This window comes from Asticcacaulis sp. P2_B1 (genome assembly GCF_056404915.1).
In genome coordinates this window covers 1-11,943 of record NZ_JBFUDD010000020.1, presented here as the reverse complement: position 1 = coordinate 11,943, position 11,943 = coordinate 1, and the positions used below count along the sequence as shown (strand labels likewise).

The window sequence follows — 11,943 nt, the reverse complement described above, 5'->3', positions numbered from 1 at the left end:
TTCCTGTGGCAATTAATTATCTTATAAATCAGATTAATTGCTAAAGCAGGGATGACGACATGCAAAAACAGGCCTTTGCGCTGATAGGCGGACTCGCGCTCCTGGCCGGCGCCGCCCAAGCGACAGACGCCAAACGCGGCGATTTCGGTACCCTGCCCGACGGCGGCAAGGTCGAAGCCATCACCCTGACCAACCACAAAGGGACCTCGGCCACCATCATCACCTACGGCGCCAGCCTGCAAGCCCTGGTCACCGCCGACCGCGACGGCAAGCCGGCCGACATCGCGCTGGGTTACGCCACCCTCCAGGACTATCTCGATAAGCCGCAATATTTCGGCGCCACGGTCGGCCGCTTCGCCAACCGCATCGCCAGGGGGCAGTACAGCATCGACGGCCACGCCTATCAGGCCCCCGTCAATAATGGCGTCAACTCACTGCACGGCGGCACCAAGGGCTTCGACAAGGTCAAGTGGACCGTCGTTGCCGTCAAATCGGGCGATACCGCCTCGGTCGAGATGGATTATGTCAGCCCCGACGGCGATATGGGATATCCGGGCACCCTGACCGTCCACGCCACCTATGCCCTCGACGAAGCCAACCAACTGACCATCACCTATACGGCGACGACCAACAAGACGACGATCGTCAATATCACCAACCACGCCTATTGGAATCTGGCGGGCGAGGGGGCGACGCGCAGCATCAATGACGACCTGTTGACCCTCAATGCTGACGCCTATTTGCCGACCGATTCCGGCGCCATCCCGACCGGCGAAATCCGCCCGGTCGCGGGCACCGATTTCGACTTCCGCACGCCGACCGCCATCGGCGCCCGAGTCCGCGACGCCTCCGACCAGCAACTGGTGTTCGGCCGCGGGTATGACCACAACTGGGTCGTTAGCAAGACGGCGGCCTCAGCCCCGCGCGTCGTCGCCGTCGTCACCGACCCGATCTCCGGCCGCACCTTGACCCTGTCTTCGGCCCAGCCCGGCGTGCAATTCTATTCCGGCAACTTCCTCGACAGCACCTCGTCGGGCAAGTCCGGCCACATCTACCGCGAAGGCGACGCGTTCGTGCTGGAGCCGCAAATCTTCCCGGATACACCGAATCAGCCGGCCTTCGGCTCGGCCCTGCTGCACCCCGGTGAGACCTATTCCAACACCCTTATCTACCGGTTCAGCGCCAAATAAACGGCGTGTCGCCCAACATGCGACCAGCTTGGTCGTGCAATTGACGAAAGATAGCTTTATGAAACCGATGAAATTATTCCTAGTGGCGGGTACCATGGCGTTAGCCTTATCAACTCAGGCGTTTTCCACCGAGGCCAAGGCCGAAACCCAAAGATGGAGCGCTGAAAAGGCCAATACCTGGTACAGTCAGCAACGCTGGCTGGTTGGCAGCAACTTCATCCCGACCGACGCCATCAATCAGTTCGAGATGTGGGAAGCCGACAGCTTCGATCCCGCCGAGATCGACAAGGAACTGGGCTATGCCCAGGGCATCGGCATGAACACCATGCGCGTCTTCCTCCACGATCAGCTCTACGCCCAGGACGCTGAAGGCTTCAAGAAGCGTATCGACACCTTCCTGACCATCGCCGACAAGCACCATATCAAGCCGATCTTCGTGCTGTTCGATTCGTGCTGGGATCCCGATCCCAAGCTCGGTGTCCAGCACCCGCCCATCCCCGGCACGCACAATTCCGGCTGGATACAAAGCCCCGGCACGGCCGGCCTGCAAGACCCGGCGCAATATCCGAAGTTCGAAACCTATGTGAAGGGTGTCGTCAGCGCCTTCGGTCACGACAAACGCGTCCTGGCCTGGGATGTATGGAACGAACCCGACAATCAGGGGGGCGGCAATTATCATCAGCTCGACGAACAGGTGAAGATCGGCCTCGTCGCCAAGCTGTTGCCCCAGGTTTTCGACTGGGCGCGCAGCCAAGACCCGATCCAGCCTCTGACATCCGGCCTGTGGCACAATGACGACTGGGACAAGGCCAGCCAACTCAATGCCGTCGAACAGATCCAGTTGGCGCAATCCGACGTCATCAGCTTCCACAATTACGATTGGCCCGAAGTCCTCGAAGCCCGCATCCAGTCGTTGCAGCCCTATGGCCGGCCCTTGCTGCTGACCGAATATATGGCGCGTGGCAACGGCTCGACCTTCGACAGCGCTCTGCCGCTCGGCCGCAAATATAACGTCGCCATGATCAACTGGGGCTTCGTGCTGGGCAAGACCCAGACCAACATGCCGTGGGATTCGTGGCAGAAGCCCTACACCATGGCGCCGCCCCAGCTGTGGTTCCACGACATCTTCCACGCCGATGGCACGCCCTATCGCAAGGCGGAAACCGATCAGATCAAGCGTCTGACCGACGAGGCTGAGGCCGAGTTCCGCAAGACGCGGTAACATACTGCATATGCCGAAATAGCCAGGGCGATATTTTTGTCACAATCGACAACCATCGCCAATAAGTATGATAATTTGAATTGTCAGCTAAATCTGATTTATCATATAAATAAGATGTGCTAAACATCCGGGCAACGATCCGGACACAAGAAAAACAGGAGAGGTTACATCATGGCCACCAAGCGACTCGTTCTGTGCACGGCGTCCGCCGTCGCGCTTATACTATCCGCCAATTCCGCCTTCGCCCAAAATGCGCCTGCCGATGCCACGGCCGCCGCACCGGCTGACGACGCCACGACCGTCGTCGTCATCGGCCAGCGCAACAGCCTGAAGCGCGCTGCCGACATCAAGCGCAAATCGGACAATATCGTCGACTCGATCGTTTCCGACGATATTGGCAAGTTCCCAGACAATACCGTCGCCGCGGCCCTGCAGCGCGTGCCGGGCGTCCAGACCTCGAACGGCTACAATAACGAAGTCCAGGGCGTCATCATTCGCGGCCTTGGCGACATCGAAACCACGCTCGACGGCCGTGAAATCTTTACCGGCGTCGGCCGCGGCTATGCCTTCCAGGACCTTCCGGCGGAATCGGTTTCCGGTGTCGATGTCTATAAGTCGAACTCGGCCGAACTGCTCGAAGGCGGCGTTGCCGGCGTCATCAATATCAAGCGTCAGAAGCCCTTCAACTTCAAAAAGGGATTGACGATCGCCGGCAATCTGCGTGGCAATTACGGTCAGATCACCGGCAAAACCAACTATGTCGCCAGCGTTCTGGTCTCCAACCGTTGGGACAGCGGCGCCGGTGAAATGGGCTTGTTGGTCGATGCCTCCTATTCGGACCAGCATTTCAGCCGTCCGATCTCCTTCAACTGCGATCCGCGGTCCGGCAATAAGGGGCCGTCCGGTGGCACGGGTTCCGTCCTGCCGACCTGTGTCGGCGGTTTGACAGATACCGGTGACTATGATCGTCCTCAGCTCAACGCCGTCTTCCAGTGGAAGCCGAACGATAATCTCGAAGTCTATGCCGATGCCGAATATGCCGGCTGGGAATCGAAATTCGCTACCTTCTTCATCTTCTCGGACATCTTCGCGGCCCAGAATATCACCAATGTCCAGAATTCCTCGGAATGCTTCGACACCCATATCAACGGCGCCGGCTTCTACGATCCGGCGGGTGAGGCCGTTCATCAGTGCCTCGGTAACAAAGCGACCTTCAATAATGTTCCGGGGCTGACCTCGACGCAGGCCAAGACCGGCAAGACCGACCAATATATCTACGGCACCGGTTTGAAGTGGCACAAGGACGCCTTCGCCCTGAACTGGGACCTGTCCTATATCCGCTCCTACAACGCCAACCGCAACAACATCGTTGACATCGGCAAGCAAGTTTCGGCCGTCAATATCACGGTCGACGATTCCGGTCACGGCACCACGGTCATGACGGGCGATCCGCTCTCGAGCAAGGACGATTTCCGTTTCGCCAACGGCCTGTTCCAGGACTATAACCGGTCCTACAGCAACATGTTCCAGACCCGGCTCGACGGCACCTACGACCTCGACAACGGCATCTTCAAACAGATTCAATTCGGCGCCCGCTATGCCGACCGCGACGCCCTGTTCGAAGCTGTCACCTTCTCGCCGGGCGCGCCGGGCGGTAATCGTGTGACCCAGGTCAATTCCGTCGGTCTGCCCGCAGATTTCCTGATCCTGTCGCCCGACAGCATTCCGGTCATCAATAACGGCGCCCGTTGGTATACGCCGGATCCCGACTATCTGCGCGACCATATCGATACGCTGCGCACACTGTACGGCCAGGCGAAAGGCGATCCGGCCTGGGATTCGACCCGCTCTTATGCCGCCAAGGAAAAAACCGAAGCCTTTTATGTCCAGACCAAATACGGTTTCGACTTCAGCAACGGCATGTCCCTGGATGGTTTGATCGGCGTGCGCTACACCACGACGGATCGCACCCTGACCGGCACCGGTGTCATCAATGGCGTCAAGACGCCCCAGACGCGCAACACCAAGGATTCGGATTATCTGCCGAATATCAGTGGCCGCMTGAAGCTTACCGACCATCTGCAATTGCGCGCCACCTACGCCAAGACCATTGCGCGGCCGTTCTTCGGTGACCTCAACCCCGGTATTACCTACGACGTGCCGCTGAACGCCAATATCCGCCCCAATGCTTCTGGCGGCAACCCGGACCTGCGTCCGCAAAAGTCGAACAATGGCGACCTGACGGCTGAGTACTATTTCGGCAAGTCGAGCTACGTGTCGCTGGCCGTTTACGACCGCAAGATCACGGACCGCACCCAGGTTCAGACCACAATCGAGACCATCAACGGCATCGAATACCTGGTGACCAAACCGCGCAACGTCGCCGGCGCCACCCTTAACGGTTTCGAAGTCGCCGGCCAGGTCTTCTTCGACTCCCTGCCGGGCGCCTGGAACGGCCTGGGCGTCATGGCCAATTACACCCGCGCCAACAGCGAGATCAACACGCCGGGCGATCCGCTGGACGGCAATTCTCTGCAAGGCGTGTCCAAGAACGCCTACAATGTCGGCCTGTTGTACGAAAAATACGGCATCACAGGCCGCATCATCTATAACTGGCGCGACACCTATACGGACGGTTATTTCGGTGGCGGCACCCTGACCCCGGGAACAGGCGCCAAGTTCAACTATGTCAAGCCGAACGGCCGTCTCGATTTCAGCGTCAGCTATGATATTAACCCGCACCTGACGGTCAGCGTCGACGGCGTCAATGTCAATGGCGGCCAGTATCACAGCTATTTCGATACCCCGCTGTTCCCGCATGACATTCGCTTCGATGACAAGTTCCTCGGCTTCAGCGTTCGCGCCAAGTACTGAACTTAAAGACTATGGACGCGGGCTGCATTCCCGGTGACCCGCGTCTGTCTTCAAGGAGGGACCTCCCGGCGTTCCGATGTCTTTCTCGGAATGAAACTCCCCTCCTGACGTGCCGGCTAACTCCCTCCGACCGACCCTCGCCGGCACGTCTTTTTTTCTCTTCCGTCTCAAGGATGCCCGTCATGACGATGAAGACCGATATTGCCCGCCGTTCCTTGCTGATGTGTGCGCCGCTATTGGCTGCGCCGTTGGCCCTGCGCGCCCAGGCGACCAAATCTCTCAACGACCGCATGACGGGCTATATTGGTTACCTGCATGACCCGGTCATGATCAAGGAAGGCGATACCTATCACGTCTTCGGTTCCGGTGGCTGGAAGAAGGGCGCCCTGATGACGTGGCGGACCTCCAAGGATCTCGTCACCTGGACCGACAATCAATCGCCCTTCGACAGCCTGCCGGACTGGACCAAGATCATCGTCGGCGGTGACTGCTGTTGGGCGCCCGACATCTCCTATGTCAACGGCATGTACCGGCTCTATTACGCTATCTCGACAGGCGGCTCGATGCGCTCGGCAATTGGCCTGGCCATGTCGAAGACGCTCGACCGTTCATCGCCGGACTATGGCTGGCATGACCAGGGCGTGGTGGTCGAAACCCATCCCGGTGACGGACACAACGCCATTGATGCCAATTTCGTCGCCGACAAGGATGGCAAGCATTGGCTGGCCTTCGGCAGCTACTGGACCGGCCTGAAGCTGCTGGCGCTCGATCCGGTGACCGGCAAGCCGCTGGCCAGCGATCCCGTCCTGCGCAGCCTGGCCTATCGCCCGGCGCCCGATGGCGCCGACAATGCCATCGAAGCCGCCTTCATCTATCAGCACAGCGGCTGGTACTATCTCTTCGCTTCCTACGATCATTGCTGCCGCAAGATGGAAAGCGACTACTATGTCGCCTGCGGCCGTAGCGCTGACATTGCCGGTCCCTATATCGACCGCGAAGGCCGCGCCTTGATGGAAGGCTACGGCACCTCGGTGATTTTCGACCGGCCGTACAAGTCGCACCGCTATATCGGGCCGGGTCATTGTGCCGTGGTCAGGGACGGCGATCGCGACCTGATCGTCTATCATGCCTACGACACGACTCAGGACGCCTTGCCGACCTTGCGCATCTCGCCGATCTCGTGGGATGCCGACGGCTGGCCTTCGGCGGTGATGTAGGGAAGGCCCCGCTGCGCCCTATGACTGGGCCAGTTTATCCTGGGCTTCCTGGTCGTAAATGACCATCAGCACGTCATTCACAATGCGGAACATCTTCTTGTAGGCCCGGTCGGCATCACGGTCGAAGATCGCCTTCATGATATCTTCGTGGGCTTCGAGATTCGGCGTCACGCCGTTGACCCGCGTGGTGAACTTGATCGAAGTCTGCAAGGCCGTCTTGATCAGATCCTGGAACTGATAATAGAACGGGTTGCCCGAGGCGAACAGGATCGACACATGGAAGTCGATATCGGCCTGAGTCGGATCGCCATGGCCCTGGTCGGCCTGGACCATGCGGTCGAACGCCGCCTTCATGCGGTTCAGGTCCTCATAGGTAGCGTTATTGGCCGCCAGTTCGGCGCCCTTGGGCTCGATCGAAATGCGCAATTCGGTGAATTGCCGCAGCAGACGCAGAGAGAATTTACGCTCCAACAGCCAACGCAGCACGTCCTTGTCGAGCAGGTTCCAGTGCAGGGTCGACTGAATGACCGTGCCCTGGCGCGGGCGCGCCGTCAGCAGGCCCTTGGCGGTCAGCATCTTGACGGCTTCGCGTGTCACGGAACGGCTGACGCTGTACTGTTCAGCCAAGGCTGCCTCGGTCGGAAAGACCTTGCTGTCGTAAAAACCCGTGACGATCGCCTTGCCCAAATGATCGAGCAGGCCGACTGTCAGGTTGCGGCCGAGCGAGATACTGGTAACGGACTCTTTTTCAACGTGCATGGACGGAATGCGGACCTGTGGTAACGGCGGTTTCGCCTCTTAAGCGATAAGATGGGGCTGCGCAAGAACAGGACCTGTATCGCATTTATCATATTAATACTTGGTATGCGTGAAAAACCCCGGCAGGTAAACCTGCCGGGGCTGCAATTATGCATATTGTTGTGGGATTAGGCTGTCTTGGTGAGGGTGATCTTGAAGTTTGCCGTCGCTGTGACCGTGGCATCCACCGCATGGGTTGCCGTGATCGTGCCGGCATAATCGATCGACACCGTCGTCGGCGGAGTCGTGCCGCCGCTACCGCCGGAACCGCCGCAGCCGCTCAGCGTCAGGCATGACGCCACGACCAGGGCGCCGGCCACCTTGCTCTTGCTCACGGCCAAACCTCCGGCGCCGAACAGAAACGTGCCGAATAGTCCGGCATAGGCGATATTGTAGCTGCCGGCGTCGGCCGAGGCTGTCGGCTTCACGGTCAAATGGACTGTGGCAGGACTGGCGGGCGACAAGGTAACGCTGGCGTCCGACAGGGTGACGTCGGCCGGGATGCCGGGTACATCGACACTGAGATTGTAGCTGCCGGCAAAGGACGGCCCAGCATTCAGGGTGAAATCGCCGGTGGCCGAGCTACCTTTGGTGACGGCGATATTGCCACCGTTCAAGCTGACACCGCCCAAAGCCGCACGGTTGACATAGGTCTTGCAGACGGTGCCATCGAAATCGGACGCCAGTTGCAACACGGTCTTGCCATTGTCGACCGCCAGCAGGGGTGACGAATAGTTTTCGCAGTAGTTGCCGGCGGTGCCGTCGGGCATGGATACAGTCACCGGGGCGTCGAAGGCGGTCCAGGCACCTGTGCCGTCACCAGCGGCGTTGATGAACAGCGTCTTGCCGTTACCAGGCTGGACGACGCCATTCTTGACTAGGATCTGGCCCTGCAAGACCAGTTGCCCATGCGTGGTGCCGGCGGTAGGCGCCCAGGTCAGGGTCGGCGTATGCCAGAAGGTGGTGCCGTCGGCCAGGGCGATGGCCGTGCCGTGCGAGGTGGCATCCCCCCAGGTCAGGGCGTCGGCCGATGTCTTCATGAAGGCGGCGCAGTTGAGCGGACCGCACATCTCGAACGACATGACGTAAGGCCCGTCCGGCAATTTGACGACATTGGCCATGCCGGGACGGTCATTGGCGTCGGCACTGGCCACGACATTGACTGACGTGCTCCAGGTGACGCCATCGGCCGACTGAACATAGCTCAGGGTCTGGGAATGACCGGTTTGGGTCTCGTCGGAATAGAAGCAGACCAGATGGCCGTTGCCGGCGATGGTGAATTCCGGTTCCCACAGGCCGCCCTGACTGCGCGGCTTGGTGCCGGTGACGCAATTGGATAGGTAAGTCCAGTGCGCGCCCTGGTCGGTGCTCTTGTAAATCTTGATCTGCATCGGGTCGGCGGGTGTATCGCCACCGACCGAACCGGCCCACAACAAGGTGCCGGCCGGCATGGCGCCGATGGTCGCCGGCAACTCGTAAAGACCACCGCAGCACAGGCCCTTGGCAAAATCACCATCCTGGACCGTGCCGGCGATGGCGAAGGTGGCGCCATTGTCGTGGCTGGCGAAGATGTCCTGGTGACCGCCGCCGTCGAAACTGCTGACGCTGGCGATGATGATATCGTTGTGGGCGACATTGGCGTCGTGGCTGATGCGCACCAGCCGGGGATAAAGCGCCTGGTGGTCACTGAGCGGTCCCTGGGCGGCGAATGCAACAGCGGGGGCGATGAGCAGGCCGAGCAGGACGGCCGTCAAACGCAGGGGAGAGATGAATGACACTTCGGGTTTCCTCATTTTATTATCGTATTTATCATATAATTAAATGAAGCAGATCGTCAACCACCCAAACGACAAGGTTGGAAGGAATCGAATTGAAAAATCAGACGCCAGTCAGGCGCGCCTTGGTCAACCCGAACAACGGCCCATCCATATCACCCGCCATCTCTGCCAAGACCACCAAACAATCCACACCCAGCTGGCGCGAGCGCTCCGGCGACCAGCCATGGACTGGGTCAGGATTATCGATGTGATCCTTGAAAGGCATTTCCAGGGTCATGGCGATGGCGCCATAGCGTTCGGCCACCGAATTTGTCGAAATGGTCAGATTGGCGGCGCCGGGCGCGGGAACGGCATAACCGTCCTTGGTTTGGAAATCCGCCGTCTGAGCGCACAAACGCGCTAGATAGTCCTGATAGAGGGCGAACTTGACCGTATCGAACGACGGAATGCCTTCGAATCCGGCCATGAAGACGTGTGGGATGGCTTCGTCGCCGTGGACATCGATGGCGAAGTCGACGCCGGTCCTGTCCATTTCGTCGCGTACGCACAGCACTTCCGGACTGCGCTCCAGGCTGGGCGCGTGCCATTCACGGTTCAGATTGACGCCGACCGCATTGGTGCGCAGATGACCGCGGGCGCTGCCATCAGGGTTCATGTTCGGCACGACATAGATTGTCGCCGCGCGGCGCAATTCCGCCGCGTCACCGCTGGTCAGCCAGGCCAGTGCGCCTTCCATCCACCATTCCGCCATGGTCTCACCGGGATGTTGGCGGGCATAGAGCCACACCCGTAACGGCCCGTTGCCCATGGTCAGCAAATCCATCTGCCGGCCATCCAATGTTGTGCCGATCACGCTGTGGCTCACGCCCTCGGCGGTCGCAAATTCCTTGATCAGGGCCTCGTGACGCTTGCTGGGGTAGGGTGCGAAATAGGCAAACCAAATGCTGTCGCTTTGTGGTGTATGGCGAATGGTCAGGACCTTGTCCTCAAAGGTCGTCTCCGTGCGCTGCCAGGTCTCGTTGTCGCTGCTGATGCAGGCGCTATAGCCCGGCCAGCCATCGGGATAGGCGGAGTCGCCGGCATTCAGGATGCGCAGTTCCAAGGCTCGCCCCGCCGCGCCGTCGACGCGGAAATAGAACCATTGATAAAAGTCGGAGTCCTTGTCGTGGCGGATGTCGAGGTTCCAGCGATCGCCTTCGCCGTCCAGCACGATGATGTTGCCGCTGTCGAAATCGGCCGAAAACGAAATGCTCATAGGATCCTCGTTGCACAGGTTACGACCCGTGTCTTAAAGTGCCACGGTGCGAAGGGCAAACCGAGATATAGGATTGCAGGTCACAACCGCGTGGCCGAATTCGTGTCCCTTATGACTTATTTATAAGTTCATTAAAAACACGCATCGCCCGTTTATCGCCCTCGCTCAATATGTATAGAACCGGGGGCGGTGCGACACTTGACGCGCCTTTTCTCCCAAAACATTCGTGCCTTCCTCCAGATGTGGGAAAACTCATGGCGCCTCTAGATACCGCTCTCCAGCTTGCCGAACCGGTGAACGAGGGGGGCGAGATGGCCGCCCTTCTGCACGCCCTGACCGCCCTGCGCAAAGGCCAGGCCGATGTCCGATTGCCGATGGAATGGACCGGAGTCGCCGGCAAGGTTGCCGACGCCTTCAACCAAGTCGTCGAGATGAACGAACGACTGGCCGCCGAACTCGGCCGCCTCAGCCGTTCGGTCGGTAAGGAAGGCAAACTCAGCCAACGCCTCAGCCTTGGTAATGTTTCCGGCTTCTGGCAGGACTCGGTCGAGTCGGTGAACGACCTGATCGACGACCTGGTTCACCCGACCACCGAAACCGCCCGCGTCATCGGCGCCGTCGCGGAAGGCGACCTGTCAAAGACCATGGCGCTCAAGATCGATGACCGGCCGTTGCAGGGCGAATTCCTGCGTACCGCCAAGACCATCAATACCATGGTCGATCAGTTGGGGTCTTTCGCTGCCGAAGTGACCCGCGTCGCCCGCGAAGTCGGCACCGAAGGCAAACTGGGCGGCCAGGCCAAGGTCGAAGGCGTGTCGGGCACGTGGAAGGACCTGACCGACTCGGTCAACTCCATGGCCGGCAACCTGACCAGTCAGGTGCGCAATATCGCCGAAGTCACCACCGCTGTCGCCAATGGCGACCTGTCGAAAAAGATTACGGTCGACGTCAAGGGCGAAATCCTCGAACTCAAAAACACCATCAATACCATGGTGGACCAGCTGCGTTCCTTCGCCTCCGAAGTCACCCGCGTCGCCCGTGAAGTCGGCACCGAAGGCAAGCTGGGCGGCCAGGCCAAGGTCGAAGGCGTGTCCGGCACGTGGAAGGACCTCACCGACTCGGTCAACTCCATGGCCGGCAACCTGACCTCCCAGGTGCGTAACATTGCCCAGGTCACCACCGCTGTTGCCAATGGCGACCTGTCGCGGAAGATTACCGTCGACGTGAAGGGCGAAATCCTCGAACTGAAAGACACGGTCAACGCCATGGTCGATCAGCTCAACTCTTTCGCCGCCGAAGTCACCCGCGTCGCCCGCGAAGTCGGTACCGAAGGCAAGTTGGGCGGCCAGGCCGAGGTGAGAGGCGTCGCCGGTACGTGGAAAGACCTCACCGACTCCGTCAACATGATGGCTGGTAACCTGACCGGCCAGGTGCGCAACATCGCCGACGTCACCACGGCCGTCGCCAATGGCGATTTGTCGAAAAAGATCACGGTCGACGTCAAGGGCGAAATTCTCGAACTGAAAGACACGGTCAACGCCATGGTCGATCAGCTCAACTCCTTCGCCGCCGAAGTCACCCGCGTCGCCCGCGAAGTCGGTACCGAAGG

8 protein-coding genes are annotated in these 11,943 nt (G+C 59.7%); 5 read left to right on the top strand and 3 right to left on the bottom strand.

Annotated features, from left to right (window positions below):
• Positions 1–59 precede the first annotated feature (59 nt).
• The 4 genes from AC1DX3_RS23440 (at position 60) to AC1DX3_RS23425 (ending at position 6,503) form a co-directional block, all read left to right on the top strand.
• Positions 60–1,190: an aldose epimerase family protein gene (locus AC1DX3_RS23440; RefSeq protein WP_476991780.1), complete on the top strand. Its 1,131-nt coding sequence runs from the start codon at positions 60–62 to the stop codon at positions 1,188–1,190.
• A gap of 94 nt (positions 1,191–1,284) precedes the next feature.
• On the top strand, positions 1,285–2,412 hold the full coding sequence (locus AC1DX3_RS23435) for a glycoside hydrolase 5 family protein (protein ID WP_476991779.1): 1,128 nt from the start codon (positions 1,285–1,287) through the stop codon (positions 2,410–2,412).
• A gap of 171 nt (positions 2,413–2,583) precedes the next feature.
• Entirely contained in the window at positions 2,584–5,286 is a 2,703-nt protein-coding gene (locus AC1DX3_RS23430; protein WP_476991778.1) for a TonB-dependent receptor, read from the top strand.
• A 182-nt stretch (positions 5,287–5,468) separates the two neighbouring features.
• Positions 5,469–6,503 (top strand): arabinan endo-1,5-alpha-L-arabinosidase, encoded by a 1,035-nt coding sequence (locus tag AC1DX3_RS23425; RefSeq protein ID WP_476991777.1) that lies wholly within the window; start codon positions 5,469–5,471, stop codon positions 6,501–6,503.
• 18 nt (positions 6,504–6,521) lie between these two features.
• On the opposite strand, the gene AC1DX3_RS23420 is transcribed toward AC1DX3_RS23425, so the two are convergent.
• The 3 genes from AC1DX3_RS23420 to AC1DX3_RS23410 all read right to left on the bottom strand — a co-directional run bounded on the left by AC1DX3_RS23420 (position 6,522) and on the right by AC1DX3_RS23410 (position 10,334).
• On the bottom strand, positions 6,522–7,262 hold the full coding sequence (locus AC1DX3_RS23420) for a FadR/GntR family transcriptional regulator (RefSeq protein WP_476991776.1): 741 nt from the start codon (positions 7,260–7,262) through the stop codon (positions 6,522–6,524).
• Positions 7,263–7,429: 167 nt separating this feature from the next.
• On the bottom strand, positions 7,430–9,079 hold the full coding sequence (locus AC1DX3_RS23415) for a sialidase family protein (protein ID WP_476991775.1): 1,650 nt from the start codon (positions 9,077–9,079) through the stop codon (positions 7,430–7,432).
• Positions 9,080–9,179: 100 nt separating this feature from the next.
• A complete protein-coding gene (locus AC1DX3_RS23410; RefSeq protein WP_476991774.1) occupies positions 9,180–10,334 on the bottom strand; it encodes a M14 family metallopeptidase in 1,155 nt (384 codons plus the stop codon).
• 254 nt (positions 10,335–10,588) lie between these two features.
• Here AC1DX3_RS23410 and AC1DX3_RS23405 point away from each other — a divergent pair.
• Positions 10,589–11,943 (top strand): HAMP domain-containing protein (locus AC1DX3_RS23405; RefSeq protein ID WP_476991773.1); only part of this gene is annotated, 1,355 nt, incomplete at its 3' end.

What these genes read in the sequence shown, in the direction of transcription:
- AC1DX3_RS23425 (WP_476991777.1), top strand. Translation starts at nt 5,469, where the DNA reads ATGACGATGAAGACCGATATTGCCCGCCGTTCCTTGCTGATGTGTGCG.
- AC1DX3_RS23410 (WP_476991774.1), bottom strand. Translation starts at nt 10,334, where the DNA reads ATGAGCATTTCGTTTTCGGCCGATTTCGACAGCGGCAACATCATCGTG.
- AC1DX3_RS23420 (WP_476991776.1), bottom strand. Translation starts at nt 7,262, where the DNA reads ATGCACGTTGAAAAAGAGTCCGTTACCAGTATCTCGCTCGGCCGCAAC.
- AC1DX3_RS23440 (WP_476991780.1), top strand. Translation starts at nt 60, where the DNA reads ATGCAAAAACAGGCCTTTGCGCTGATAGGCGGACTCGCGCTCCTGGCC.
- AC1DX3_RS23435 (WP_476991779.1), top strand. Translation starts at nt 1,285, where the DNA reads ATGGCGTTAGCCTTATCAACTCAGGCGTTTTCCACCGAGGCCAAGGCC.